Below are 25,773 nucleotides of genomic sequence, written 5' to 3'. Positions count from 1 at the left end.
AGCAATAATTTTTTTAGGGGGTATTTCCAGCCTGATAGCTAATCCAAAAATCCTCCTTAAATTTTGCAGTATGGCTCAGCTTAAACTTCGTTACTTTCAGTGTATATGGATTTTTTATTAATTCTTTCATTTCTTTTGGGGTGTATTCTCGCATATCATTCTCCTTTAGATGTGTTTATTATATATCAACATCTATCAGAGATAAAGAACCCCTTCTTTACACTGTCCACTTTTAAGGTTTTATGCCTTCTTTTTAGTGTCCATTTTTAGGGAACCCTTCTTCTTAATGTGTCCACATCTATGGGTACATTATACTTTAATCCCCTGATTACGCCCTTGCTCAATCCCCTGTTCTATCCCTTTATTCACACCATCCTGGTATAAATCATCCAGTGCTTTACACATATCTATCCCTCCTGTCTTACTCTCTGCTTCTTTCAAACTCAGCTCTGATCTAAGCATCACCCGCAGTGCATTATAAGTTTCTTCATCTATATTGCTGAAATATTCCTGATTCTTATTCACATAGTCCAGCAGTTCTTCCTTACTTTTTCTACATTTTAGCATCCCGAATACAATCTGTAAATCAGTTTGAAAACACATTCGTTCATCCAGCTTACCTGGATCAATGAGATTAATTTTTGCAAAGCGTTGTTTATTGGAAAGCCAGCGTTTCATATATACATCACTTTTTCCCATATTCTATTTTCTCCTGGTTTAATTTAATCTGTTTAAAAATTACATACTGCTAATATCCACTCCGCCAATAAGCATCACCTGTTTCTGCATCTATAAGCCTTTATTCTTTTTTCAAACATTGAATTACCGGACGAATTTGTCCAAAAGAATGAGATTCTTCATTATGATCAGATATAAAGAATGTTTGAAATGCACCCGGACGGAAAACGTCCGGGTGCATTTAATTTAACATGGTCTGTCTGTTAATTCAAGAAAATTTCTATTAAATTTTCCTATGCCGTCTTCTGCTGCTTTTGTTTTACGAGAAGCCCGGAACGCAGAAGTATGGGGCGTACTGCATTATACAGGAATGCGACAAGTATGGTAGATATAACCGCATTCACAAATGTTGTTGCAGTGCTCCATTTTGCCAGCACCTCCGCCATCTGCTGCGGCTGTCCCAGTATATACTGCTTATAAAAATATCCGACAAGCGGATCTGCCACAACATTGAATCCCAATCCCGCAACACAAGCAATAACGCTCCATTTTACCACATATTTTTTATCGCTGCTCTCATTGATTCTGGCCACTTTATGAGCTACCAGTCCAACAATCAAACCAATGCACAGTTTCAGCACGAAGGTCTTTGGAGCTCCTACTATATAAATCGGATCCATGATATCCGCTATTGTCATGCCCACTGCACCTGCCAGGCCTCCATACCATCCTCCAAGCAGCAGTGCCCCAAGAACACAAAATGCATTGCCGATGTGAATTGATGTCGCATCCCCTCCCGGCATCGGAATCTTAATCTGTAAGAATGTAAAAGATACATAACACAGTGCCGCTAAGAGAGCGGTCTGCGCTAATTTCATAACTGTCTGGTTTCTCTGTTCCATGATAAACGCTTCCCTTCTTTGATAACTGCATCTATGTTACCATTAAAGTGGCTATTCAAGAATGTCCAGTTATCAAACAATTATCCAGTCCAGTTATTGTACTCCAGATCGTAGTAATTATGCTGGAGAGTATATCCGCTTAATCTTTTCTATTTTTCTTCCATTGATCATATCCGTACCCAATAATGACCCCCAGTAAAATAAGCAAGGTATTCTCAAACAACAATGCTGATAAAAAGCCTGCACAAATCCCAAGCTCTGTCCCCGAACATTTTAATTTCTTATCCATATATCTCTCCTTATAACCTGTTTACCTCATCAATTCTTCTATCTATAACTTAACATAAAATGTAGCTGTCTGAAACAGAAATATAAAAAGCTGGTATATAATTTCATACGCTCTCTTCAGGCCGCCTTCTTTATATAAGATATAAGTCACGTATCAAAAAAATTATGACCGGCAGCATTCCATGCAGCCGGTCAATCTTATTCTTATTTTACCAGGTAGACATCTGCCTGATTCACCCCCATACTAAGGGCTCTTTCATGATCATTCACATAGATATCGATATGATTTCCTTTCACTGCTCCTCCACAGTCTTCCGCCGTAAATACATGGCCTCCAATAATAACCTGTGTGCCATAAGGAATAACGCTCGGATCAACCGCAATAGTCTGGCCTTCCACTACCGGAGTTCCCGTTGCAGTAATTCCGGTTTCCACGTCACAGCATATCTCACAGGAACAGTAATAAGTCAGCTGGTAATCTCCCAGATACTCTCCATACATATTGTCTGTTGCATTTACTACCCCGAGGCTGCCTGCATATCCGCCGCCGATACTGTCATCCAGAACCTTTACTGCCCACACTGCCTCGGATGTATCCAGATTGCCCTGAACAATTCCATAATCTGACCCCATTGCCTCAACGGTCTTGCCGTTCCCTGCATAGATCACAACGTGGTGAATATACCCGTTCTTCGCGTAGAAGATCAGATCTCCCGGCTGTGCATCCTCCACAGCAATCTTGGTTCCATACTGCGCCTGATCCTCAGCCACTCTCGGCAGAGTATATCCATATTCCTTATAGATGCTCTGTACAAAACCGGAGCAGTCTGCACCATCTGTCAGGCTGGTTCCGCCCCATACATAAGGATTGCCGATAAACTGTGAGGCAAACTCTATAACAGACTCTCTGACGCTGCTTCCCGGTACGCCTGATTTCACTGAAGTCAGTGTATAATAGCAGGCTTTGTTCTTCTCCGGTTCAATAATCTCGCTGGCGGTCGGAAAGCTCTCTTCTCCCTTTTCCTCCACTGTCTTATCGACTTCTTTTCCAGTCTTGAGATACTTTTTATTTACAAATCCTCTTACATCGCCGGATTCAATATAAACCCACTCCTCATTCTCATCAGCAAGCACGTAGCACAGGCTTTCCGCCTTCAACGTTCCTACAATCCGGGTGTTCGTATCCTTTCCTTCTCTTACATTCAGCAGGCCGATGGATGTTAGTGCATACTTTTTGTCAACAACTGTTCTGTTCACGGTTGAATGTGTATGTAAAAACGCTGCATTTTCGCTCTGCGGGACCAGCTCTTTTGCAACTGTAACCACGGTTTCAATTCCAGTATACTCTGTCTTGGTTCTCTCGGCTTTTTTCTTGGCCCTGTCCTGATACTTTGTCAAAAGCTTCTGTGCATCATCTCCGCGGTGAACCTCGTCTGCTTTCACAAAACCGCGGACAGTACCTGATTCCACATACAGCCATCCATCGTCTTCTTCCTGAAGTACATACAGAAGACCGTTTGTATTCAACGAACCCACGGCTCTTGCATCATCTTTCATCTCTTCACGGACAGATAACTTTGCTTTTGCAAATGCATAACGCCTTGCTACCGTCCAGAACCGGAAGTCCTTCTCCATCTCGGGAAGCTTAATAATCTGCTGCCCTGCGATCAAAGCCTGATTGGTGGTATTCTCCTGCGCAGCTGGTGCCTCCTGGGCATCTTCCGGCTTACTGGCCTCTGCCCCTTCCTCACCACCAGTCACATCAGAATCTGATGGTTTCTGTGTATCTCCATTCTCCTGATCTGAACCGTTCTGGCTGCCGCCGGACTGATTGTCTCCCATATTTTCATTGCCGGATGTACCGCCATTCTCTTCTTTATTACCATCGTCTTTGCCGTCCTCAGCATCGTCTCCCGGCTTGTCCTGCGTATTATCTCCAGGCTTGGCCGGTTTATTATCCCCCGGCTTATCGGTCTCGTCACCCCCCGGCTTTTCCTCTGGCTTCTCCTCATCCACCCGCTCTCCAGTAACCGGATCTACCTTCTGTCCGGTTTTACTGTCATATAAAAACTTCGTCTCTTCATCCTGGTAAACAGTACCGTCTTCCAGCATCTTGAGAACCTCTTCCGAAATATCGACCATCTTTTCACTTCCGTCGACTGCCGCCGCCTGGCGAACCTCCTCCGGCTGTTCTGTATCTTCCGGTTTAGTGCCCGCCTCCTGTCCGGCTTCCTGCCGTCCCGTATTAACCAGACCAGTATCTGCTGCCAAAGCTGATACTGGCTGTGCAGTCAGCATTCCGACTGACAGTACAATTGCCAGCACTCTTTTGTATTCTTTTGCTTTCATCCTGAATTATTCCTCCCGCAAACTCCCTGCAAGTATCTTTACATCTCATTGGCTTTATCATTATTCGACCTTAGCAGCCCCCCTAAAACTTCTAACGCCACTCGCCTGCATTTATCACTTATGAGATCATCATTGTTACATTGTACTACTTGCAAGATGTCAATGCAATGGAATTTCCCTTGATTTCCTTGTAATTTTTTAAGTATTTCCACAAAATATGCCACGATTATAAAGGAACTCCTCTATTACTGTCTGCAAAGCTTTTAACCTTCCCCGTCAACCCGTATCATTTTCACATCATACTTTAATAACCTCTCCCCTGTCTCCACAGTCCCGCCTGTCAGCAGATCTTTATACCCGGCCAGACAGTCAGGAATTTCCAGTGCTTCATCTGTAAAATTCATAACAAAGTAGCAGCGGAATCCCTCTGCTTTTCTACATACAATCTCCAGCCCCGTCTTTTCACCTATGACTGAATGAACACCGGTATCCGCCAAAGCCGCCTCCAGAACTCTGGCAAGTCCTTTCTCTTCCATTTCAGTCCCTATATAATAAGTAATCCCGCTTCCATATGTATGTTTCGTAACAGCAGGCATACCTGCATAAAAATCTTTCCCGTATTCCGCAATACACTCGGCGCCCTCCAGATGCATCAGATCACAGAGAAATCCGCAGGCGATCTTTGTGCCGTCCTGGAATACGACCTCGTTTGACTGCTCGGGTGAAAGCGCATCTATCTCCTCTGTCCATATTCCTGCAAGAGTTCTGAGTGGTCCGGGGTATCCGCCAAGATGCACATTATCTGACTGATCAACAATTCCGCTCATATAGGTCGTGACCAGAAGGCCTCCGTTTCCGACGAACGCCTCAAGCGCTTCTTTCATCCCCTCCTTAACCATATAGAGTACAGGGGCAGCCACAATTTTATATTTACTGAAATCAGCGTCATACGGAATCATATCCACTGCAATATTTCTGTCATAAAAAAATTTATAATATGCGTGTATCTGCTTAACATAAGTAAGATCAACGGACGGACCGCTGGCATATTCCAGCGCCCAGTAATTATCCCAGTCAAATACAATTCCAACCTCTGCTTCATTTACCGCACCAAGCGTTTCAGCTCCAAGATGTTCCAGCTCCATGCCCAGCTGTTTTACTTCTCTGAAAACCCTTGTATCCTCGGTCCCTGCGTGTTCAATGACTGCCCCGTGGAATTTCTCACAGCCGCCCACGCTTCTGCGCAGTTGGAAGAACTGTATAGTATCGGCGCCGTGTGCTATGGTCTGGTAGCTCTGTGCCCTCATCTGTCCTGGTCGCTTGAGTGAATTATATTTCTGCCAGTTCTGCTGGCTCGGCGTCTGTTCCATCAGCATGAATGGAGCGCCTTTCAGCCCCCGCATCAGATCATGACACATTGCACTATAGCTCCACGGCGTATCATAAGCCGGATAATTGTCCCAGGATACAATATCCATCTCTTTTGCCCATTTGAAGTAATCCAGACCTTTATAAGTTCCCATCAGATTTGTGGTAATCGGCGTCTTTTGATCAAAACGCCTGATGGCGTCTCTTTCCATCACGTAATTACCCAGCAGGCTATCGGAATTGAATCTGCGGTAATCAATAGAAATCCCCGCAAACGCAGTCTTGTCTCCATCAAGCCCCTCACTCAGCTCATTCGGAAGGACAATGTCATCCCAACTCCAGACCGTATGCCCCCAGAATTCCAGATTCCACGCTTTATTGAGAGCTTCCAGCGACCCATATTTTTTCCTCAGCCACACGCGGAATTCTTTTTCGCAATTTTCACAGTAGCACTCCCCGCCATACTCATTATTGATATGCCAGCAGGCTATATGTTCATTGCTGCCATATCTCTCGGCCAGCTTTGCCGCAAGGGCAGCCGCATATTTTTGATATACCGGCGAGTTCGGACATGCATTATGCCTGAGCCCAAACTTATGGTGACGTCCTTTTTCATCCGTTCTTGCCACTTCCGGGTATTTTCTCATCAACCAGGCCGGCAGCGCTCCCGTTGAAGTTGCCAGCACTATGTCGTAATTTTCTCTGCTCAGCATCTCAATGATATCATCCAGCTCGCGAAAATCATATACCTCCTCTGAAGGCTGAAGCTTCGCCCAGGAAAATACGTTTATTGTCGCACTGTTAATCCTGGCATCTTTAAAATATTTCATGTCTTCATCCCAGATTTCCTTTGGCCACTGATTCGGATTATAGTCCCCGCCGTACAGAATTCTCTTAAATTTACTTTCCATCGCCATTATTCCTTTCTTTTATATCCTAGAGCGTGTTTGAAAATTCATTGCTGCAATATGCCGCCCCACTTCACGGTCTATTTACTGCCAAATTCAGTCAACGTAGCCCACTACGCCTCCTGAATTTGGCAGTAAATACCCCGCAAACTGGGACAACATCTTGCAACAAGCAATTTTCAAACACGCTCTAGTACATCGAATACTAATTAGCTTACTGTTTTACTGACCTGATTTTTGGATGTACTAGTTATTTTACCTTTTATTCCGTAATTATAATACCGATAGACAAATGAATGTGTAACATGTTAAGCTAAATAATATAACATTTTGAAACAGGTGAGAACATGCCAATCTATTTTAGAAGCCATCCGGTGAGCGAACCCTTCACTTTTGATTCCATAGGCAATCACTGGGCACAGGAACCCACGTCACGCACACACGGATATCCGCACTACCACTATCTGCAGACAGAAAAAGGATGCGGAAATATCATCATACAGGGAAAGAAGTATATCCTGAATGAGGGGGAGGGTGTCCTTACCGCCCCTTGTGTCCGCCATTCCTATTATGCACAGGGCCCGGATTGGATCACTTTATTTGCCACATTTACCGGAACGCTTGAGAGCAGCCTTGACATGATTCTTGGAAAACGGCAGGTGATTTTTACAGAAAAAGATCAGGGAGCGCGGATCGCCGCCCTGATCTCCGATTCAGTTGAAAAATTTAAGCAGACACCCGCGGACGCTGAGTCGCTGTCCGTAGACTGCTACCGCCTGCTGATGAATTTTGTAGATGGTGTTTCCACCCGTGAGTTGTTAAACGATCCTTTATACCAGAGATACGTAGAGCCTGTAATAAAAGTAATTGAAACTGACTATTCCCTGGAACTCACTGCGCAGCACCTGTGCGGGCTGGTCTATATTACCCCGCAGTACCTGTCACGGTTATTCGTACGTTTTCTCGGATGTTCTGTCTACGAATATCTGACAGTCTACAGGATGAATAAGTCGAAAGAATTCCTGCTTACTTACCCACAGATGGAGGTTCAGGAGATTGCGCACCGCGTAGGCTTCCCGGATTCCAGCCACTTTATTGCCATGTTTAAAAAGCGGATGGGAATGACGCCGCTGGAATTCCGGAAACTGAGCTGACCAAATAAAAGATCCTCCTGCCGTCACCAAAACAGCAGGAGGATCTTATTATTCGCGTTCCCTCACCGATCCATCTTCATAGCCATTTCCAGCGAGTCATATTCAGGATCATCGGGTTCCATATTATTAAGTTCTATTAAAACAGGCTGTGTCTTATGCTGAAAATAATAGCATTTCTCACCTGATTTTTTTTGGTGTGCAGCGAACACTGCTTCATAACCATTTGCCAGCAGCATATCCCGCACACTGTCAAAGAGTTCATCCGGATAGATAAAAGCGATATGGTTAATCCCGTCCGGCGCCTGCATATGATAACAGTCCGGGCAGTCATCCAGCGCCTGGATCAATTCAATTGCATGAGTTCCTATCCGGGACAGTCCGATAATCAAATGGCATGCCCGCCCGTCCAGAACTTCCTCTTCGCTCATCCGCGCTGTACAGAATTTCCATTCATCCATCATGGGGAAGCAGGCCCGGAAAGCATCTGCTGCCTTTTGTATATCTTTCACTATATAACCGGTATGCCGAAATTTTACATCTTTTGACGTTAAAAATAATTCTTCCTGTTTCATATGCCCTCCCGCCTTCTCTAAGGCTGTTTTCCTGAGAACAGATCCAGATACCACTGGGTAACCGGCTGCGGCTTCTGCAATATACTCAGGGCTGCATCCGGGCTTACCGTCAGGATATCCGCGCCCATCTTTGCAATTTCAACCATGTCCTGCGCCCGCTCCACAGCAGCCGCGAGAACCTTTGTATCCGTTTTTTCCAGGGCGCATATGATATCTTTGACCGTAGTCATTCCGTCATATCCCAAGGCAGTTATATCCCCCACATAAGGCGCCACATAATCGGCTCCCGCCATCGAACACAGAAGCGCCTGGGCTGCCGTAAGAATCGTAGTGGCACAAAGTTTGGCGGTAAACAGGGGATCCTTTTTTAACTCTGTGATAACCTCCAGCCCCATCTCGCATGCCGGTACCTTCACGACCACGTCAGGGCTGATCTTGCTAAACATTTCTGCCTGCGATATCATCTCTTCTACAGAGGATCTGTTCACCTGGGCAAAAACCGGGTATCCCGGAAAGTTGGAGCAGAGATCTGCAATCACTTCCTGTAGCGGCTTCAGCTCTCTGGCCGCAATAACAGGATTTGTAGTAATTCCGCTCAAAATTCCGAGCTTTTCCATTTTTCTGATTTTTGTAACATCTGCACTATCCGCATATAAAAGCATTTCTGCGCACCTCCTGAATCTTAAGGATTTACAGACAGCCTGTGAGTTCCATAACTGTCCGCAGTTTTTCAATCTGTTCTTTCTTCAGTGGCTGGAACGGTTTTCTGCATACTCCGCAGTCAATTCCCTGAAGCTCCAGGGCAGCTTTAATTCCCTTGAAAACGCCGATCTCTGACAGTATTTCCACAACCTGGTTTACCTGATTCTGAATGTCCAGAGCCTCTTCCATTTTTTTCTCTTTAAACAGCGCTGCCATCTTCACAAATTTTTCAGCCATAAAGTTAAATGTACTGCCGATCGCCGCCTCTGCACCGATACTGTATGCGGACAGGAATATCTCATCGTGCCCGATAAAAATGGACTTTTCCGGATACTCACGGATCACTCTCTGCAGCTGGAACAGGTCAAAGCTGGTATGTTTCATTCCCGCAATCCGGTCATTGGAGAGCAGTTTTTCAATCTGTTCGGAAGAAAAGCTGACTCCCGACATTGCCGGAATATTGTATACGATCATCGGCACGGATACCGCCTCTGCGATATCATTATAATACTGGATTAATTCATCCATTGAAAACTTGAAATAGAATGGCGGCACAGCGGATATCGCATCCACGCCAAGGCTTTCGGCCGTTTTCGCCATCTCGATTCCGTGACAGGTGGCAAAGACTCCGATGTTGGCAATGACTTTTCCCCGTCCATTGACAATCCCGACAATCTTTTCAATCAGTTCTTTTCTTTCTGCCATAGAAAGGAGATAGGATTCTCCGGTGCTGCCTCCCACATAAAATCCTGTCACGCCTTTCTGCAGATTCACTTCAATTATCTTTTCCAGCGCATCCTGTGCGATGCTTCCGTCCTCCCGAAGCGGTGTCACCAGCGCCGGAAAAATGCCTTTCATTTTTTCCATACTTTCTACCAGTCCTTCCTGACTCTTACCTGTTATTATATTTCTTCATCGCATAACGGAAGATAATGGACTTCTCCTGCGTCACTTCTTCCAGCACGGATGACAGGCATTCCCTGCTATTGCCACTCATTTTCTTTCCGCCGCCAAACGGAAGTTCCTGCGCCCTGAAACCGCCGGAGCCATTGACTGCCACCATACCGGAACGCAGTGTAGCCGCTGTTTTCATGGCATCCTGGAAATCATTTGTGATGATGCCGGCACTCAGTCCATAGCTGGAACCTTCTGCAATCTCAATGGCCTCGTCCAGTGTATCAAATCCGATAATTGGGAATACTGGTCCGAATACTTCCATGTCTTTGGCAATGTCCATATCCGGTGTAACATCCACCAGCACAGTCGGTTCGTAAAATGCGCCGTCTCTGCGGCCGCCGTACACAACTTTTGCCCCCTGCTCTACCGTGTGCTGAACCTGCTTTTCTACTTCCTTTGCCGCCTTTTCGCTTACCAGTGTTCCAAAATCAGTCTTCATATCCATCAGATCTCCGGTGATCACTGTTTTTAGGCGCTCTTCAATCAGCCGGGAAACAAACTCTTCTTTGATTGAGTTATGTACGATAAAACGTTTGGCACCGGAACAGCACTGTCCGGCATTTCTCGTCTTATCCCCCGCTTCATTCACGGCAAGGTCCATATCACAGTCCGGCATAATAATCAGAGGATCATTTCCTCCCAGTTCGAATTTATAGTCTGTCAGATTCTCTGCTGCACGTCTCGCGATCTCTTTCCCTGCTTCCACGCCGCCGGTCAGGTTCACCTGTGCAATCAGCGGATTGTCCACAATCCAATTGCCGATCACAGATCCGGGACCGGTGATACATTGAACAACTCTCGGATCCACCCCGGCCTCGACAAGCAGATTCATCAGTTTCAGTACACACAGCGGGTTATAGGATGCCGGTTTTACGACAATGGCATTTCCCGCTGCCAGTGCCGGACCTGCCTTAAATGCCCAGAGCGCTGCCGGAAAATTAAACGGTACGATACACGCAATGACTCCCAGCGGATCGTGGACCGTCACCTGAAGGTCATCGTCGTATCCGCCCTCAATGCCCATAGGCATCGTCTTTCCATAATGGTGTTTTACAATTTCCACGGAGCCGGTAAATGTATTGACCACAGAATCGATCTCTCCATAGGAATCAAAAACCGGTTTCCCCGTCTCCAATGTCAGCGTCTTTGCCAGATCGTCCCTATCTCTCTTCACAAGCTCTACAAACTTCATCAGGACCGCACCTCTGTCTCTCACTCTGATGCGGGCCCAGTCCTTCTGTCCCTCTGCCGCACTCTGAATTGCCCTGTCAATATCCTCTTTCCCGGCTGACGGAACCGTGTCCAGTAATTCTCCGGTAAAGGGATTCACAATTTCAATTACCTTTCCGTCTGCTGCTTTCACCTGCTGTCCGTTAATTAGCATCTCCATATCGCAATATCTCTCCTTTCATTCTATATCTTCCTCAGGCCGAAGGGGCAGCGTCAGTGCATCCCCTCCGGAAGAATCCTCGGCCAAATCCGCATATCCCATCTATTTCACAAGACTTCTCTTATTCCAGTACATAACGAAGTACAATGGACTTGCTCTGTGTTACTTCTTCCATAACTGCGGACAGGCTTTCCCTGCTGTTTCCGCTCATGTGTTTTCCGCCTCCGAAAGGCAGCTCTGCAGACCGGAAATTACCGGACCCGTTCACAGCCACATGCCCCGTTTTCAGTGCTTTTGCTGCCTTCATGCAGGTCTTAATATCACGGGAGAAGACACCGCCGCCCAATCCAAAGATGGAATTGTTTGCAATCTCAATAGCCTCTTCAAAGGTATCAAATCCAATCACGGGCCATACCGGTCCGAATACTTCCATGTCTCTGGCAATATCCGTCTCCGGTGCAACATCCATGAGGATCGTCGGTTCGAAAAATGCACCGCTGCGTTTCCCGCCGTATACAATGCGTGCCCCCTGCTGTACGGTAAGTTCTACCTGCTGCTCAACGCCCTTTGCTGCCCGCTCACTGATCATCGGTCCCAGTGTTGTCTTTGGATCCATCGGATCTCCTGGTACTTCTTTGGACAGATATTCTTCTGCCAGGCGTTTTGCGAATTCCTCCTTCAGAGAATTATGAATGATAAAGCGCTTGGACCCTGTACAGCACTGCCTGTTGTTTCTGCACTGGTCCCCCGCCTCTTTCACAGCCAGATCCATGTCTGCATCCTCAAACACGATAAACGGGTCATTTCCGCCCAGTTCAAACTGATACGCGGTAAGGTGCGGTGCAATCTTTTCTGCGATGTTCACGCCGACTTCTGCGCTGCCTGTGAAATTCACGGAAGCGATTCTGCTGTCATCTACCAGCCAGTTTCCCACCTTGGAGCCGCTTCCTGTCAGACACTGTACCACCGAAGCAGGAACCCCCGCCTCCACCAGCATCTCATGGAGCTTCAGGATCGTCAGCGGATTGTAGGACGGCGCCTTAACAATCACTGCATTGCCTGCTGCCAGGGCTGCTGCAACCTTGAAGGACCAGATTGCCGGCGGAAAGTTGAACGGAATGATGCAGGCGATCACACCCAGGGGTTCATGAATTGTAAACTGAATGTCATGGTCATATCCCGGTTCTGTTCCGAGCGGCATGGTTTTGCCGTAATAGTGCTTTGCAACTTCACAGGAACCCTCAAAAACATATGCTACGGAATCCAGTTCCCACACGGCTTCTTTCATATATGGCTTTCCGGATTCCACCGCCAGGATCTTGCCCAGCTCCAGCCGTCTTGCCATTACCTCCGCCGCAAATTTTTTCAGGACTGCAGTTCTCTCTCTGACCGTGCGCGCTGCCCATTCTTTCTGTCCCTCAACCGCCGTATCGATTGCCTTTTTTACATCTTCCTGCGTGGCAGACGGAACCGTATCGACTACCTGCCCATTTGCAGGATTAATCACCTCCTGAGTTGCCTTATCGCTTGCTTCTGTAAAGCTTTCACCAACTAACATCTTCATATCACAGCACCTCCTGTATGATTTACTTGCTTAAAATAAAGTCCCAATTCAGTGTCAATCCCAGTCCCGGTAATTCCGGTATCTCCATATAGCCGTCCTTTGGAAGCGGACAATCTTTATAAGTCATACTGGTCAGATCCTCGAATAACAGCAGTCTCTCAAGGAACAGAGAATTCTGAACAGCGCTCAGCAGATGTATATGTATATTTTCCATTGCGTGAGGTGCGAATTTCAGGTTCCATGCCTGTGTCAGCGCCGCTACCTTCAATGCCTCCGTAAATCCGCCAGCTCTTGTAAAGTCCATCTGAACGATATCTGCTGCCTCTGAAAGAATCAGATCACGGCATCCGTACTTCGTATATTCATGTTCTCCCGTAGCCAGCGGAAGGTCCGTCCCCTTTTTGTACCGCTTGAGCCCCGGAATGTCATCCGCGAAAGTCGGTTCTTCCAGGAACATGATATTATAATCTTTCACCATATTGGCAAAACGAACACCTGTAGCGCTGTCCCAACAGTTATTGGCATCCAGCATAATGCCGATCTCATCGCCGACGGCTTCTCTTACCATAGCCACACGCTTCACATCTCTCTGGATATTGTTTCCGCCTTCCACGCCTACTTTGAACTTAATCATCTTGTAGCCCTGGCTTACGAATCCCTTCATCTCTTCCACCAGCTGGCCGTCCTCATAGGAAGTCCAGCCGCCGCTCGCATACACCGGGATCCGTGTTTTATTTCCGCCCATCAGACGGAATAACGGAAGGTTCAGGATCTTACCCTTCAAATCCCACAGCGCAATATCAACCGCACTGACTGCACAGTAGGTAAGTCCTTTTCTGCCCACGCCTCTGAGGTACTGGGACAGGTCCTGCCAGATCACTTCTGTTTCAAATGGACTTCTTCCGATGATTCTGGGCGCTATATTCTTCTCAATCATCACCTGCGTAGCCTCGCCGCCCACTTCGTTATAAGTAACTCCAAACCCGGTCAGCCCCTGATCGGTGGTCAGCTGTACAATGGTGTATCCAATATTCTCCACTTTCCTTGTCGCATCCGACAGTCCTGCTTTGATCGGATATGTAACAAGAAAAACTTCTACTTTTGCTATTTTATGCTCCATTTTTGTATCCCCCGTTCTTAGTTTTTATTAAAAGTATTATTATCATGCCTGCCGCTGATATCACGGTTCCCGCCAGCAGCATTGCCTTTGCTCCAAGGCTGTCATAAATCCATCCGCCTAATATATTTCCCAGTACATTTCCCGAAAGAGCACACATAACCGCCAGTGACTGCCCCTTTACCATGTCCTCCATGTCGACGGCCTCGCTTGTATACCATACGATGGCCGGCATAAACAGTCCATAGGCAAGCATTTGAAAGCACTGCGCCAGGTGAATCATTCCTACCGTCGGCGCCGCCAGGAAAAAAACTGCCTTTACGGTAAATGCGACCGCCGTAACTTTAAGCAGCTGGCTTCCCCCGCTCCTGCGCACAATCCAGGAAAATCCAAACATGACCGGAAGCTCACAGACCGCTGCAATTCCCAGTGAAGTACCCACATCTCCCGCGCCGCCTCCCACATTTTCCATGATCTGAAGCAAAAATGTGTTCACGATATAATGTTCCGTAAATATAAGTACAAACCCTGACAGTGTAAGCAAAAACACTTTATATTTCTTCACGAACAGCTTCATGCTGTTCCAGAAATTCCTCTCCCCGTTTCTTTCCCGGGGAGGGGTTTTTTCAATATGAAACGTTAGAGTAAATACCAGCAGCCCCGCATACAACAGAATCCCCGTGACTACGATGCTGTTTTCCCCGCGGTGTTCAATGATTCTTCCTAATAGAATGGAAATCACTGCATATGTAACCGAGCCAGTCCCTCTGGCCGCTCCAAAATTAAGTTCAATTCCTTTTTCCATATAATATGTGTATATAGAATTTAGAAGTGGCTGCATCAACAATATACTGATTGTCGCCAGAAGCATCACAACCGCGATCTTCGTTTTATTCTCATTCACCGTATACAAATATGACAGTAAAGCGATTGTCACCAGGCATAGAAAAAGGATAGCAGTCTTTAATGAAATCTTCCCGGCGCCGTCTATATATGCCGCCAAAACGGGCTGTAAAATAATAGTCAGTACATTAGCAATTGCCAGTAATACCCCGATCTCACTGGCAGAAAACTGCCTGGCTGCCAGGTACACCGTGGCAAAACCACAAATAGAACAATATGCCATACAAAAGAAACTGTGCACGGCGGCATAACGGATCTCAATGTTCCTAACCGACTGCTTCATGTTTTTTCCAGCTTTCATTCTGATTCCGCCTGAATCTTTTTTAATCCAGTGCACTTATTGATATTCGGCCTTATAGCCTGCCTAAATCTCAATGTGTCAGTACACTAGTTTCTTCTATCTAAAATGGCACAATAAATGCCATATGCATTTTCCCATACATCCGGATTCTCCGGTTCATACATCCGGGTTTCAAATGAGTTTTCCACAACCTGCCTGATTTCCTGAAGATTTTTCAACTCTCCGTGAGCCATACTCTGCACCAGGATATTGCCGATGCAGGCGCCCTCCGCCGGTCCCGCATATACCGGCCGGCAGATTGCATCTGCGGCCATCTGGTTCAGCATACGGTTATTGCTTCCACCACCCACAATTCTGAGCGCTTTCAGCTTTCTTCCCGTTATTTCTTCTAATTCCAAAAATGTTTTCCGGTATTTCAGTGCCACGCTTTCGTAGACACATCTTGCAATTTCTCCCACGGTTTCCGGGACAGGCTGTTCTGTATCCCTGCAGTAATCAGCAATCTTTGGAATCATCTTTCCGGCATTATAGAACATCGGCTCATCCAGATCCACAATGCTGCGAAACGGCACTGCTTTTTTTGCCTCACCGACCACCGCATCCCAGGTCAGCGAACGGCCTTCTTCCTGCCATTGCTCCATACACTGCTGAATCACCCACATGCCCATAATATTCTTCAGGAGTCTCACGTGCCCGTCAACCGTTCCTTCATTGGAGAACTTCAGGCGGTAGGATTCCTCCGTTATCACCGGCTCTTTGGATTCTACCCCGAATAAAGACCAGGTTCCGCTGGAACAAAACGCCTCATCCTGCCGAAGAGGAATCGCGGCAACCGCGGAAGCCGTATCATGAGTCCCCACAGGCACATACTGGAGTCCCGGCATTCCCAGTTCCTCTTTGACCGTGCGCAGTACTGGAACCTGCTTCTGAGCGGAATTTATAATATTGGCCAAAATATGCTCCGGAAGCCCAAGCTTCTTCATCAGCTCTTTATCCCAGTCCTTTTTATACGGATTGTACATCATGGACGTGGTCGCCATTGTATACTCTTCTTCCGCATTGCCCGTAAAGAAATAAGCAAGCATATCCGGAAGCATCAGCATTTTGTCCGCATTCTCCAGTGCTGTATCCCGGTTCAGAAGCCTTTCATACAGCTGGAATATGGTATTGCCGTAAATCGTCTGAATACCGGTTCTTTGAAACAGCTCCCAGGGAGTGATGGCCTTATACACCGCTCTCACCCCCAGCCCATCTGCATTGCGCATGCAGCGGGCATTGCCAAGCATCTGTCCGTTCCTGTCCAGAAATGCATAGTCCGTTCCCCATGTATCAATACCGATACTGGAAATCCCGTCATTCCCGGTTGTTTTTCCCGCAAGCCGGACTGCTTTTTTTGTTTCATGGAACATCCGGAGAATATCCCAGTAAAAAGTTCCATTCAAATCCACAAAATAATTACTGAAACGATGAACTTCTTCCAATTCCAGTTTCTTTCCGTCAAAGCGCCCCGTGATCCCTCTTCCCGTACTCGCCCCGAAATCCATCGCAAAATAATTTGCTGTCTTCATAACGTCCTCCCGGGATTATTGTTTCATCGCGTCCTCAAATTCTTTCATCCGGTTGATTCCATACTGGTTGTTCGGATCATAGTAGTCTGAGCTGAGCCACACTTTTGCAATGTCTGCGCCCTCGTCTTCTTTTACGCACCAAGCACCCATGCAGAGCACGTTTGCATCGCTGTCTGCTCTGGACATTTTTGCGGTGAACAGATTGTAGCAGATCGTTGAACGGATTCCCCGGAATTTGTTAGCGGATATGTTCATTCCCTGACCGGTTCCGCATATTAAGATTCCCTTGCCGTACTCGCCGCTCTGGACTGCCTTGCAGAGAGGTTCTACCGCATCCAGATAATAGCCCTCATCCGTGCTGTAACATCCCACATCTTTCACTTCGTATCCATCCTCTTTCAGAGCCTTTAATACTGCCTCTTTCAGTGGGAATCCGCTTGTGTCACATCCGATTATAATTTTTTCTTTTCCCATCATCTTACCCTCCTAGTATTTTTTCTCGATTACAGCGGCACGCTCCATACCTTCTGTGTCACGTCCTGTATATTTCACCAGCAGCCAGGCCTCAATCATTTTTACCGCGTATGCTGCATTCGGCATCAGCCATCCGCCTGTGCAGAGTACATTTGTATTATTATCTGCAGCTGCAAGCACTGCCCTCTCCAGATCCCAGGCCAGTCCCGCACGGACACCCTCAAACTTATTTGCTGCCATCGCCATTCCGATTCCTGAACCGCACATCAGAAGTCCCTTCTGATATTCCCCGTTCTGAACTCCTTTTGCAACAATCTCTGCCGCATCACTGAAATCCCCGTGTTCCGGTCCTGATGTCCCTGTGTCGGTCACATCATATCCTTTCTTTCTGAGAAGCTCAATTACTTCTTCCTTCATGTCATGTGAAGCAATATCCGCTCCCATAATGATCTTATAACCTAATCTCATTGCTCGTTCCTCCTTTATTCATTCATCTCGTCTATTTGCTGCTGTGTCATAAGCGGCGGTTCAAATCCCATTCTCCTGCTCTCATGCATAGACTGCGCGCTGGACTCGCATACCTCCAGCTTGTCAAACGCCAGAATCGGCGTCGGCCCGGCCAGCACTACACCACAGTTGTCAATCATTGCCATCGGATGCTCCAGGTCCAGTCCCTCCGCTATCTTTTCCTGTTCACTGAAAAACTGCTCATATGTATAGAAATTACAGTGCTGCAGTACGCCGTAGCTTTCCGGGTAAAGAGTCGTATCGTAAACAGTGCCGGTCACTGCAAATCCCATTGTATAAACCGGGGATGCCAATATCACCGAGTTCACTTCCGGATGCCGGTCGTAAATCATCTTATGCAGCAGGGCCGTCTCATGAGGGATCTTTCCTTTTTCCCGGCAGTCTCCCTCCACAAAGACCAGGTCGCTGACCGTCATGTATCCGTTGTCACCTCCCATTGGAGTAATCACAAAGCTGTTGCCGCCCGTCCGGACAGACATCACACCGATTGCACTGGCAAATAATTTCTTTGTATACCCTCTCTGCACGATGTCAGCCAGCTTTCTTCTTGCGTCCAGTTCCCTGCAGGTATGACTTATTTCCTTTTCTGCAAAAAGTTTCTCCGGGGATTCCAGCCGGTTCTCAAGCTGTGAATCTTCGATTTTCTTTGGTTCTCCAATGGTATAGCTGTTGATCTGGATTCTGGATGCAATATCCAGTGCCTCGAACTTCTGGAACGCATCCAGCAGGCCAATCTTACTTCCTACAAACGCACTGTGCTTTTCCAGCATAGCTGAATCATAACCATTCTCAAACGCTTCCATTACCCGGTCCACTAATTCCATAGATCCTGGAAGTGCATAAGGGGTCAGTCCCGGAAGACCGGCCACCTCGTATGTCTTTCCACAGATCCTCGTCTCCGGTACCTGGTTAAGTACGCTGATAGTAACTGTCGCCGGTGCATGTGCGTGTATCACAGCCTTGATATCCGGGCGTTTTAAAAGTATACTCCGGTGGATATAGTATTCTGATGTAGGCTTATGTTTCCCTTCGATTGTTCCGTCCGGCAGAATCTTAACAATATCGTCCCGGGTAAGGGACTTCTTGTCTATAGACGTAGGCGTAACCCACATAACGCCCTCATCATCCATCATGGATGCGTTCCCTCCAGTCAGTGATGTCATGTCAACATCGTAGATCCGTTCCATAATCATACAGAGCTGATCTGCCGGATGAATCATTTCTTGCATATTCTTACCCCCTTTTTTTCATATTGGTATGACAAATTTGATTATTTTGTTTATATTTCATACTATATATTAACGTTTTAATTCTGTCAATATACTTTTTACACTAAATAGTCATATCTATTTTGTGTATATTTCATTATTTGTCGTATCTATATTGACTTTTTTATTTCCCCACTATATAATCAAACTAATTACAAATCAAATATATTTAAAATAGGAGGAAACACCAAATGATCAAATCTAGAAATGTAATATTTGCCGAACCCGGCAAAGTGGAGCTTCGTATTGAGGACTTCGACGACTCCAACATCCCCTCAGGGCATGTGCTTCTCAAAAATCACTACAGCCTGATCAGTACCGGAACAGAATTAGCCTGCCTGGACGGCCTGGAAGACTGGTTCGCCATGCCCGGAGTTCCCGGATATGTCTGCGTTGGTGAGATCGTCAAAATGGCCGATGATGTAACCGGATATCAGGTCGGCGATATCATCTACAACTACGGCGGCCACCAGGAATATAACATCATGCCTGTAACCGGCTGTTTTTGTAAAGTGCCGGATGTCATCGAGGAAAAATATATCCCTCTGATCCGCATGGCTACGATTGCGCTGACAGCTGTCCGTGCATCCGGGATCGAGTTCGGCGATTATGTTGCCGTTACCGGACAAGGCACCATCGGTATCATGGCTGCCCAGCTGGCCCACCTTCAGGGTGCCGTATCTATCGGGATCGACCGTCACGACTCCCGCCTTAAAACAGCCAGCGAATGCAACGTTGATTACACCATCAATCCTAAGAGCAGTGATGCCCTGGTTCAGATCAGAGAGATCACAAAAGGCCGCATGCTGAACACTTTAATCGAAGCAATCGGCAACACGGAAGTCATCATGAACAGCATGGAGTACATGGCAAAGAACGGAGAAATGATCTTCCTCGGTACACCGCGAACTTCCTATGTACATAACTGCGCGGACGCCTTCTTCAAAGTGTTCCATTCCGACTACAACCTCCGCTTCAAAGGCGCTCACGAATGGAAAGATCCCTATGAACCGGACAACTTCGTAAAACACTCCATTATAAGTAACACCCAAGCAGTCATTGATTACATGGCCAGCGGACGCCTCAGCTACAAGCCTTTGCTTACACATACCGTACGCCCCGAGGACTGCACCGAAGTTTACCATTCACTCAGAACCGATAAGGACACTTATCTCGGTGTCGTTTTCGACTGGACAAAATAAGCCGCAGAAAGGAGACTGTCATGAAATATATTCCACTAGGTTCTGACATCCTCTCTGCATCGGAAATAGCGCTTGGATGTGCCAGAATGTCAACTCTGGACATCCAGGGCGCTGTAAATATTATTTCCTGTGCGCTCGATGAGGGGATCAATCTTTTTGACCACGCCGATGCCTACGGAAACGGCCTCTCTGAAGAGACCTTTGCCGCTGCATACAAGAAACTCGGTTATTCCAGAGATAAAGTGGTTCTGCAGTCAAAATGCACAATACGCAATCTGGATCTGCCTACACAGTATTACGACCACAGCAAGAACCATATCATCAACTCAGTCAATGAAAGTCTTCAACGTCTCAAGACCGATTACCTGGACATCCTTCTGCTGCACCGTCCGGATCCGCTGACTGAGCCAGAAGAGGTTGCAGAGGCGTTTGATCTCTTAAAACGCAGTGGTAAGGTTCGTTATTTCGGCGTCAGCAATCACAACCGTTATCAGATGCAGCTATTAAACAGTTATCTTTCCGAACCTCTGGCAGTCAATCAGATGCAGTTTAATCTGACTCATACACCGATGATCACAGCCGGGATGAACGTCAATATGGTTACCGATGAATCCGTGATGAGAGATGCAGGAACCATTGAGTACTGCAGGCTGCATCACATCTCACTCCAGGCATGGGCACCGTTCCAGTACGGACTGCTGAGAGGCAACTACCTTGGGAATTACGAAATGTACCCGGAGCTGAACCAAAAACTGGACGAGCTGTCCGATAAATACAAAGTTCCCGTTTCTGCCATCGCTGCAGCATGGATCCTGCGTCATCCGGCGCATTTCCAGGTTCTGGTGGGAAGCATGACGCCGTCCCATCTGAAGGATGCATGTAAAGCTTCCGGCATTGAGATCTCCAAGGTGGAATGGTTCGAACTATATAAAGCCGCCGGTAATCCACTTCCTTAAGTTCAATATCTTATAACCAAAAATACCAGCCAGACAGCAGTCTGACTGGTATTTTCTGTTAGTCGCTCAAGAATCCCGGCGGCTTCCCGAACAGTCCCATCATGTTGTAATCCTGTCGGATAATAAATTCATCCTGGATTGCATTGATCCTGTCCACAATTGACGGATCCAGCGGGCCTTTCTCCGCATAAGCCAAATTTGTTTTAATATGTGCAATTTCTCTCGCACCTGCGCAATGTGTATGTATGTCTTCAAAAGCAAGTATATAGCGCAGTGCCAGTTCAAACATATCCATTCCTAATTCATCAGACAAATCATATATCTTTTCCAGCTTCTTACCGGTATTCACTAATACTTCATCGTCAGAATCCAGCAGTTCCGGCAGTTCACCCCTGCGTTTTGACACCAGGAATTTGTTGCCCATGCCAAAGCCTGCCCCTGCGATAATCCCGCAGTCATGGCGTTTTGCAGCCGGTATCAGATAATCAAAGATCGGTTTTGCAATGAGGCTGATTCCTCCGGCCACCAGTGCACAGTCAATCCGTCCTGTGTCGATCAGTTTCGCACTCTTTACGTATTCGGTCGAGCCAAGTCCGATATTGGCAATATAGCCTTCCTTTTTCAGCTCCTCCAGTGTAGAAAGAATCACACTGTCACCTGTTTCATAGTCAAATCCCCAGCAGTCCCAGTCCGGCTCGTGGATCATGCACATATCAAGCTGCTCTTTTCTGGAGATCCACAGGCTGTGTTTGATCGCTCTTCTGATCTCTTTGGGGTCCTGATATGCATCGTAGCCCTTCGCTCTTGTTACGGTCCTGTCATGGAGATATCCGATTTTTGTTGACACATAGTTCCTCTTCTCGGGATGCTTAAAGTCCCCTCTCGCCACGATTTCTTCGCTCTCTCCAAAGCCATACATTTCTGCTGTGTCGAAAACATTAATTGGGGATTCCATGGCGAAATCCATCAGTTTTTCTGAAGCATCCGGATCAATGTCGTATTCGCCCGTGAACTGGAAACACCCAAGTCCCAATGCGGATACTTCAAACCCGGTTCTTCCAAGTCTTCTTGTAATCATTGTGTTCCTCCTGTATTCATTATTCTTAAACTTTGCAGCAAATCCACCAGGGGCCAAAGCCTGTGTCTGCCCCCGGCTATTATTTATGATTTGCACCTACCAGATGCAATAGCCGCCGTCTACCAGCAGATCTGCCCCCGTAATATACGTTGCCAGATCAGAGAGGAGAAACGCCACCGCGCCTCCAATCTCATTCATATTTCCAAGCCGTTTCATAACGCAGTCCCCGGCCATTCCATCCATGGCTTCCTCCGGAATTCCTGCGTGAATCCCCGAAACCATATTCCCCGGGCTGACGCTGTTAATCCTGATCCCGTATTTGCAGAAATCGGCCGCCATGCCTTTGGTCAGATGCAGGACTCCCGCCTTTGCCGCAGGGTAACAAACAGAATGTCGTCCCTCCGTACGGTTGATCACATGTCCGGATATAGAGGCAGTATTCACGATTGCGCCGCCCTTTTCCTCTTTTCTCAAATACTGGCATACTTTCTGATTCACCAGAAACATGCCGTCCAGGTTAATTGCCATCAGCCGTTTCCATGAGGCAAAGTCAATATCCCCGTCGTCATATCCCGCACCGATTGCCCCCGCGTTGCTGTGGACAACGTCGATTGTCCCGAATTTCTGCACAACCGTCTCAATCAGGGCGTCAACATCCTCTTCCTTCGTAACATCACAGGAAGCAGCAAATGCCTGAACGCCATACTTTTTACTGATATGCTCAGCATATTCCGCCGCCAGGTCAGTGCGGATATCTACCAGCGCAACATCCGCGCCCAGATCCGCCAGTGCGGCCGCCGTACTTCTGCCGATCCCGCCTGCTGCCCCCGTAACGATTGCCTTTTTACCGGCCATACTGAACCGTTCTTTCACGGAGGCCAGCTGGCTCAATTCAACAATATTATCCATGTCCTTCCTCCACTCTTATGCGTTTGGATGTGTCCAGTTCAGCTCAATATATAATCCGCTGGGCTCTACTGCGATGTAGCAGAACTCTACCAGAAGTTCCCCCGCGTATTCCGAATCGGCGCCGAAAATCAATTTTCCATGATGGACATCCTTGCATCCCAGGTCAAGCATATACGAAAGGGCGTTCTTAAAATCATCATACTCCGGAAACTTATAGCAGAAATGATGCAGGCCTTCCCCTGATTTTTCCAGATATTCTGCAAAATGAGTTCCTTTGGATTTTCCTTCCAGCGGCTGTACGAGCTCCACATTCACACTGCCCCATACCGTACCGTTGCTGCATCTGATAGAGTTCGGCGGTCCTACGATCATGTTTTCCTCGCTCCAGTCCGTTGCGTCCGATACCCACTCGCCGAATCCGGGAACCTGATTCAGTCTTTCCATTGCCTTGTCATTGTCATAGGTTAAAAAACCCACGTGTGCGAGGATAGCCCCGCTTTTTTCCAGTTCCTGTTTCATCTTTTCCATTTCCATGATTCATCTTTCCTTTCTTAATGTGCTGTCTTATAATCTTAATGCTTTGAAATCTCTTACCTGCTGTGTAATTGCCCGTTCTGCCGGAAGCCTCTCCATACTGGAAGCCCCGAAGAACCCGCAGATATGTTCTGTGTGTGCCAGGATATACTTCACATCATCGGGCTCTGCGATGGGACCCCCATGACAGATTACAAATACATCCGGATTGATGTCCTGCGCGATCTTCGCCATCTTATCCGCATATTCTGCGGCTTCGGCCAGCCCGTAAGCAACATCCGTTTTGAGGCCGCTCAGGCCACCTTTGGTACATCCGCAGTGCACCACGATGATATCTGCACCCGCTTCCGTCATTGCCGCACACTGGTCTTCATTAAATATGTAAGGAGCCGTCAGCATATCCATCTGATGAGCCAGCCTCATCATCTCAATCTCGTTCTCCACTCCATATCCGACTTCCTCCAGCTCCACTTTCTGAGCACCCGAAAAGTCTGCGAAGGACGGGAAGTTCTGGATTCCGGCAAATCCGAGATCTTTTAACTCCTCCAGATATTTATCCATAAAGCGGTAATTGTCCTGGGCAAATACGCCGGCCAGAACCGGGGTATGGCGCGCCATGGGCATAACCTGCGCCGCCAGTTCTTTTACAATATCGTTAGCACTGCCAAATGGAAGCAGCCCGCTGATGGATGGTCTTCCATCCATCCTGAATCGTCCTGAATTGTATGTAATAATCAGGTCGATTCCGCCCAGTTCCTCGCATTTTGCGCTGAGTCCGATCCCTGCTCCGCCTCCGATGATTGGAATTCCCTGTTCCACCTGATCATGGAACTTCTTCAATATTTCACTTCTTGTCATACGCTTGGGACTTACTATCATTTCTCTGTTCCTCCTTCTACCTTGTCAATCAGCACTTCCGCAATCTTTCTTCCAAAATCAGGATCGGTGATCTCACACTCCATCTCTATTAATTCCACATTGTCTTCTATCCCGGCTTTTAATGTGTCAAACAATACAGCATTTGTCTCCGGCTCATGGAATATTCCGCCTTTGCCGTCCACTTTTGAGATTCCGCCCAGCGGAAGCATCAATACCGTGGGGCCCTTTGCTCCATTCAGTTTACGGCTGATCGTTTCGGCAAACCTTTTATTTTCCTCCTGATTGCTTCTGACAAATACAACGTCCGGTGTATGGTAATATACCTTGCGTCCCGTGTCTGCCTTCGCTTCTTCTTTATGCTTCAGAACCATATCCAGCCCGCCCGGAACCACCACCTGGGGAATCCCTTTTTCTCCCGCACTTTCCAGCCTGTCAGGAAGCGGCTTCTGGTAGGAGTCAGCAAGCGGCATGCTCACCTCCGAAAGGGTGATATCTGCCACACCATCCAGAAGTCCCTCCCGGACGAATCTCTCCAGCATCATCCCGCCCTCTCTGTTGGCGTGAAAAACATAGACCTCGTACCCCTTCTCTGTCAGAATCTCCCTTACGGTATCTACACAGGGGGTCGTAACCCCCCAGCAGGAAATTCCTATGGCCCGCTTTTTTTCCCGCTGTTTCTGCGGCATCCCAAAAGAAATCATTCCGGCCATCGCACCCGCCGCTTTTTGGATATTCTCCTCCAGCACAGAATTCAGTCCCGCTATATCCACCAGCGAATTCATCACGAGAGTATCATTCAGTCCTAAAAACTGCTGTGCCGAGTCCTCAAGTAAAGCCAGTGTGGACATCAAAAGCTTGGGCATTCCTATGGGAAGCTCACGGAAAATCCGGTTTGCCAGAAAGGTCCCCTGACCGCCTCCCATGGAAATCACACCCTGTATTTTATCTTTGTCCAACAGCGGCTTCACTATAAGAACCGCCTGACCGGCCACTGCTTCCATCCATTTATCCTTGGAAATTCTGTCTCTCATTCCGGGATCGAGAGCTTCTGCCGCGCGGTAATCCGGCTGCACCTCACTCTGTGAATCCGTCCCCACATCTATGGCAATGACCGACAGCCCGAACTCGTTCAGGCACCTGATCAAATACAGGAATTCTTTTGCTTTCGTATCAAAGGTTCCTATTACAGCTACCGTTTTTCCCATAACTTACTCCTCTTTTCAA

Annotated in this window: 25 protein-coding genes; 3 read left to right on the top strand and 22 right to left on the bottom strand. The window is 47.3% G+C overall.

Annotation, left to right across the window (positions count from 1 at the left end):
- Positions 1-13 precede the first annotated feature (13 nt).
- The 6 genes from HMPREF0240_RS24770 to HMPREF0240_RS00205 form a co-directional block, all read right to left on the bottom strand.
- Positions 14-154: an HTH domain-containing protein gene (locus HMPREF0240_RS24770; protein WP_207636754.1), complete on the bottom strand. Its 141-nt coding sequence runs from the start codon at positions 152-154 to the stop codon at positions 14-16.
- Positions 155-309: 155 nt separating this feature from the next.
- Positions 310-699: a hypothetical protein gene (locus tag HMPREF0240_RS00225; RefSeq protein WP_009001445.1), complete on the bottom strand. Its 390-nt coding sequence runs from the start codon at positions 697-699 to the stop codon at positions 310-312.
- Positions 700-971: 272 nt separating this feature from the next.
- Positions 972-1,580 (bottom strand): ECF transporter S component, encoded by a 609-nt coding sequence (locus HMPREF0240_RS00220; protein ID WP_009001444.1) that lies wholly within the window; start codon positions 1,578-1,580, stop codon positions 972-974.
- Positions 1,581-1,719: 139 nt separating this feature from the next.
- Positions 1,720-1,869 carry a hypothetical protein gene (locus HMPREF0240_RS24210; RefSeq protein WP_009001443.1) on the bottom strand — a complete coding sequence of 50 codons (150 nt, stop codon included), beginning with the start codon at positions 1,867-1,869 and terminating at the stop codon, positions 1,720-1,722.
- A gap of 203 nt (positions 1,870-2,072) precedes the next feature.
- Complete coding sequence (locus HMPREF0240_RS00215; protein ID WP_009001442.1) at positions 2,073-4,217, bottom strand: NlpC/P60 family protein; 2,145 nt, start codon at positions 4,215-4,217, stop codon at positions 2,073-2,075.
- A 263-nt stretch (positions 4,218-4,480) separates the two neighbouring features.
- Positions 4,481-6,496, bottom strand: coding sequence for a beta-galactosidase (locus HMPREF0240_RS00205; protein ID WP_035312153.1), 2,016 nt, complete (start codon positions 6,494-6,496; stop codon positions 4,481-4,483).
- Between the two features lie 344 nt (positions 6,497-6,840).
- Here HMPREF0240_RS00205 and HMPREF0240_RS00200 point away from each other — a divergent pair, with 344 nt between their 5' ends.
- Positions 6,841-7,647 carry a helix-turn-helix transcriptional regulator gene (locus HMPREF0240_RS00200; protein WP_009001440.1) on the top strand — a complete coding sequence of 269 codons (807 nt, stop codon included), beginning with the start codon at positions 6,841-6,843 and terminating at the stop codon, positions 7,645-7,647.
- A 62-nt stretch (positions 7,648-7,709) separates the two neighbouring features.
- Here the strand turns inward: HMPREF0240_RS00200 and HMPREF0240_RS00195 are convergent, their stop codons facing one another.
- From HMPREF0240_RS00195 to HMPREF0240_RS00145, 11 genes are all read right to left on the bottom strand, one after another.
- Positions 7,710-8,219 carry a VOC family protein gene (locus HMPREF0240_RS00195; protein ID WP_035312152.1) on the bottom strand — a complete coding sequence of 170 codons (510 nt, stop codon included), beginning with the start codon at positions 8,217-8,219 and terminating at the stop codon, positions 7,710-7,712.
- 17 nt (positions 8,220-8,236) lie between these two features.
- Complete coding sequence (locus HMPREF0240_RS00190) at positions 8,237-8,881, bottom strand: transaldolase family protein (RefSeq protein WP_009001438.1); 645 nt, start codon at positions 8,879-8,881, stop codon at positions 8,237-8,239.
- A 28-nt stretch (positions 8,882-8,909) separates the two neighbouring features.
- Positions 8,910-9,788 carry an N-acetylneuraminate lyase gene (locus tag HMPREF0240_RS00185; RefSeq protein WP_009001437.1) on the bottom strand — a complete coding sequence of 293 codons (879 nt, stop codon included), beginning with the start codon at positions 9,786-9,788 and terminating at the stop codon, positions 8,910-8,912.
- 25 nt (positions 9,789-9,813) lie between these two features.
- Positions 9,814-11,268 carry an aldehyde dehydrogenase family protein gene (locus HMPREF0240_RS00180; protein ID WP_009001436.1) on the bottom strand — a complete coding sequence of 485 codons (1,455 nt, stop codon included), beginning with the start codon at positions 11,266-11,268 and terminating at the stop codon, positions 9,814-9,816.
- A 121-nt stretch (positions 11,269-11,389) separates the two neighbouring features.
- Positions 11,390-12,832 carry an aldehyde dehydrogenase family protein gene (locus HMPREF0240_RS00175; protein ID WP_009001435.1) on the bottom strand — a complete coding sequence of 481 codons (1,443 nt, stop codon included), beginning with the start codon at positions 12,830-12,832 and terminating at the stop codon, positions 11,390-11,392.
- A gap of 22 nt (positions 12,833-12,854) precedes the next feature.
- Positions 12,855-13,952 (bottom strand): mandelate racemase/muconate lactonizing enzyme family protein, encoded by a 1,098-nt coding sequence (locus HMPREF0240_RS00170; protein WP_009001434.1) that lies wholly within the window; start codon positions 13,950-13,952, stop codon positions 12,855-12,857.
- A complete protein-coding gene (locus tag HMPREF0240_RS00165) occupies positions 13,942-15,153 on the bottom strand; it encodes an MFS transporter (RefSeq protein WP_035312151.1) in 1,212 nt (403 codons plus the stop codon). The genes HMPREF0240_RS00170 and HMPREF0240_RS00165 overlap by 11 nt, the downstream gene beginning before the upstream one ends.
- Positions 15,154-15,239: 86 nt before the next feature.
- Positions 15,240-16,721, bottom strand: coding sequence for a rhamnulokinase family protein (locus tag HMPREF0240_RS00160; RefSeq protein WP_009001432.1), 1,482 nt, complete (start codon positions 16,719-16,721; stop codon positions 15,240-15,242).
- Between the two features lie 15 nt (positions 16,722-16,736).
- Positions 16,737-17,198 carry an RpiB/LacA/LacB family sugar-phosphate isomerase gene (locus HMPREF0240_RS00155; protein ID WP_083806085.1) on the bottom strand — a complete coding sequence of 154 codons (462 nt, stop codon included), beginning with the start codon at positions 17,196-17,198 and terminating at the stop codon, positions 16,737-16,739.
- Positions 17,199-17,207: 9 nt separating this feature from the next.
- Complete coding sequence (locus HMPREF0240_RS00150) at positions 17,208-17,663, bottom strand: RpiB/LacA/LacB family sugar-phosphate isomerase (RefSeq protein ID WP_009001430.1); 456 nt, start codon at positions 17,661-17,663, stop codon at positions 17,208-17,210.
- Between the two features lie 14 nt (positions 17,664-17,677).
- Entirely contained in the window at positions 17,678-18,952 is a 1,275-nt protein-coding gene (locus HMPREF0240_RS00145) for a class II aldolase/adducin family protein (RefSeq protein WP_009001429.1), read from the bottom strand.
- Positions 18,953-19,182: 230 nt separating this feature from the next.
- Here HMPREF0240_RS00145 and HMPREF0240_RS00140 point away from each other — a divergent pair, with 230 nt between their 5' ends.
- Positions 19,183-20,193 (top strand): zinc-binding alcohol dehydrogenase, encoded by a 1,011-nt coding sequence (locus HMPREF0240_RS00140; RefSeq protein ID WP_009001428.1) that lies wholly within the window; start codon positions 19,183-19,185, stop codon positions 20,191-20,193.
- A 20-nt stretch (positions 20,194-20,213) separates the two neighbouring features.
- Entirely contained in the window at positions 20,214-21,149 is a 936-nt protein-coding gene (locus HMPREF0240_RS00135) for an aldo/keto reductase (RefSeq protein WP_009001427.1), read from the top strand.
- A gap of 58 nt (positions 21,150-21,207) precedes the next feature.
- Here the strand turns inward: HMPREF0240_RS00135 and HMPREF0240_RS00130 are convergent, their stop codons facing one another.
- The 5 genes from HMPREF0240_RS00130 to HMPREF0240_RS00110 form a co-directional block, all read right to left on the bottom strand.
- Positions 21,208-22,227 (bottom strand): aldo/keto reductase, encoded by a 1,020-nt coding sequence (locus tag HMPREF0240_RS00130; RefSeq protein ID WP_009001426.1) that lies wholly within the window; start codon positions 22,225-22,227, stop codon positions 21,208-21,210.
- 96 nt (positions 22,228-22,323) lie between these two features.
- Positions 22,324-23,136, bottom strand: a complete 813-nt coding sequence (locus HMPREF0240_RS00125) for an SDR family oxidoreductase (protein ID WP_009001425.1) — start codon at positions 23,134-23,136, stop codon at positions 22,324-22,326.
- A gap of 15 nt (positions 23,137-23,151) precedes the next feature.
- Positions 23,152-23,670: a VOC family protein gene (locus HMPREF0240_RS00120; RefSeq protein WP_009001424.1), complete on the bottom strand. Its 519-nt coding sequence runs from the start codon at positions 23,668-23,670 to the stop codon at positions 23,152-23,154.
- A 30-nt stretch (positions 23,671-23,700) separates the two neighbouring features.
- Positions 23,701-24,549: a phosphoenolpyruvate hydrolase family protein gene (locus tag HMPREF0240_RS00115; protein ID WP_009001423.1), complete on the bottom strand. Its 849-nt coding sequence runs from the start codon at positions 24,547-24,549 to the stop codon at positions 23,701-23,703.
- Positions 24,546-25,754 carry a Tm-1-like ATP-binding domain-containing protein gene (locus HMPREF0240_RS00110; protein ID WP_009001422.1) on the bottom strand — a complete coding sequence of 403 codons (1,209 nt, stop codon included), beginning with the start codon at positions 25,752-25,754 and terminating at the stop codon, positions 24,546-24,548. The genes HMPREF0240_RS00115 and HMPREF0240_RS00110 overlap by 4 nt, the downstream gene beginning before the upstream one ends.
- Between the last annotated feature and the right edge of the window lie 19 nt (positions 25,755-25,773).

Origin of the sequence: Clostridium sp. D5 (genome assembly GCF_000190355.1) — a bacterium.
In the GTDB taxonomy this organism is placed as follows: domain Bacteria; phylum Bacillota; class Clostridia; order Lachnospirales; family Lachnospiraceae; genus Faecalicatena; species Faecalicatena fissicatena_A.
This window is presented reverse-complemented; position numbering and strand designations above follow the sequence as displayed.

Excerpts from the sequence above, each read along its gene's own strand:
- HMPREF0240_RS00205 (WP_035312153.1), bottom strand. The coding sequence starts at position 6,496 with ATGGAAAGTAAATTTAAGAGAATTCTGTACGGCGGGGACTATAATCCG.
- HMPREF0240_RS00155 (WP_083806085.1), bottom strand. The coding sequence starts at position 17,198 with ATGATGGGAAAAGAAAAAATTATAATCGGATGTGACACAAGCGGATTC.
- HMPREF0240_RS24210 (WP_009001443.1), bottom strand. The coding sequence starts at position 1,869 with ATGGATAAGAAATTAAAATGTTCGGGGACAGAGCTTGGGATTTGTGCA.
- HMPREF0240_RS00140 (WP_009001428.1), top strand. The coding sequence starts at position 19,183 with ATGATCAAATCTAGAAATGTAATATTTGCCGAACCCGGCAAAGTGGAG.
- HMPREF0240_RS00170 (WP_009001434.1), bottom strand. The coding sequence starts at position 13,952 with ATGGAGCATAAAATAGCAAAAGTAGAAGTTTTTCTTGTTACATATCCG.
- HMPREF0240_RS24770 (WP_207636754.1), bottom strand. The coding sequence starts at position 154 with ATGCGAGAATACACCCCAAAAGAAATGAAAGAATTAATAAAAAATCCA.
- HMPREF0240_RS00180 (WP_009001436.1), bottom strand. The coding sequence starts at position 11,268 with ATGGAGATGCTAATTAACGGACAGCAGGTGAAAGCAGCAGACGGAAAG.
- HMPREF0240_RS00130 (WP_009001426.1), bottom strand. The coding sequence starts at position 22,227 with ATGATTACAAGAAGACTTGGAAGAACCGGGTTTGAAGTATCCGCATTG.
- HMPREF0240_RS00150 (WP_009001430.1), bottom strand. The coding sequence starts at position 17,663 with ATGAGATTAGGTTATAAGATCATTATGGGAGCGGATATTGCTTCACAT.
- HMPREF0240_RS00115 (WP_009001423.1), bottom strand. The coding sequence starts at position 24,549 with ATGATAGTAAGTCCCAAGCGTATGACAAGAAGTGAAATATTGAAGAAG.
- HMPREF0240_RS00120 (WP_009001424.1), bottom strand. The coding sequence starts at position 23,670 with ATGGAAATGGAAAAGATGAAACAGGAACTGGAAAAAAGCGGGGCTATC.
- HMPREF0240_RS00215 (WP_009001442.1), bottom strand. The coding sequence starts at position 4,217 with ATGAAAGCAAAAGAATACAAAAGAGTGCTGGCAATTGTACTGTCAGTC.
- HMPREF0240_RS00110 (WP_009001422.1), bottom strand. The coding sequence starts at position 25,754 with ATGGGAAAAACGGTAGCTGTAATAGGAACCTTTGATACGAAAGCAAAA.
- HMPREF0240_RS00160 (WP_009001432.1), bottom strand. The coding sequence starts at position 16,721 with ATGAAGACAGCAAATTATTTTGCGATGGATTTCGGGGCGAGTACGGGA.
- HMPREF0240_RS00125 (WP_009001425.1), bottom strand. The coding sequence starts at position 23,136 with ATGGATAATATTGTTGAATTGAGCCAGCTGGCCTCCGTGAAAGAACGG.
- HMPREF0240_RS00165 (WP_035312151.1), bottom strand. The coding sequence starts at position 15,153 with ATGAAAGCTGGAAAAAACATGAAGCAGTCGGTTAGGAACATTGAGATC.
- HMPREF0240_RS00190 (WP_009001438.1), bottom strand. The coding sequence starts at position 8,881 with ATGCTTTTATATGCGGATAGTGCAGATGTTACAAAAATCAGAAAAATG.
- HMPREF0240_RS00185 (WP_009001437.1), bottom strand. The coding sequence starts at position 9,788 with ATGGAAAAAATGAAAGGCATTTTTCCGGCGCTGGTGACACCGCTTCGG.
- HMPREF0240_RS00200 (WP_009001440.1), top strand. The coding sequence starts at position 6,841 with ATGCCAATCTATTTTAGAAGCCATCCGGTGAGCGAACCCTTCACTTTT.
- HMPREF0240_RS00135 (WP_009001427.1), top strand. The coding sequence starts at position 20,214 with ATGAAATATATTCCACTAGGTTCTGACATCCTCTCTGCATCGGAAATA.
- HMPREF0240_RS00175 (WP_009001435.1), bottom strand. The coding sequence starts at position 12,832 with ATGAAGATGTTAGTTGGTGAAAGCTTTACAGAAGCAAGCGATAAGGCA.
- HMPREF0240_RS00225 (WP_009001445.1), bottom strand. The coding sequence starts at position 699 with ATGGGAAAAAGTGATGTATATATGAAACGCTGGCTTTCCAATAAACAA.
- HMPREF0240_RS00220 (WP_009001444.1), bottom strand. The coding sequence starts at position 1,580 with ATGGAACAGAGAAACCAGACAGTTATGAAATTAGCGCAGACCGCTCTC.
- HMPREF0240_RS00145 (WP_009001429.1), bottom strand. The coding sequence starts at position 18,952 with ATGCAAGAAATGATTCATCCGGCAGATCAGCTCTGTATGATTATGGAA.
- HMPREF0240_RS00195 (WP_035312152.1), bottom strand. The coding sequence starts at position 8,219 with ATGAAACAGGAAGAATTATTTTTAACGTCAAAAGATGTAAAATTTCGG.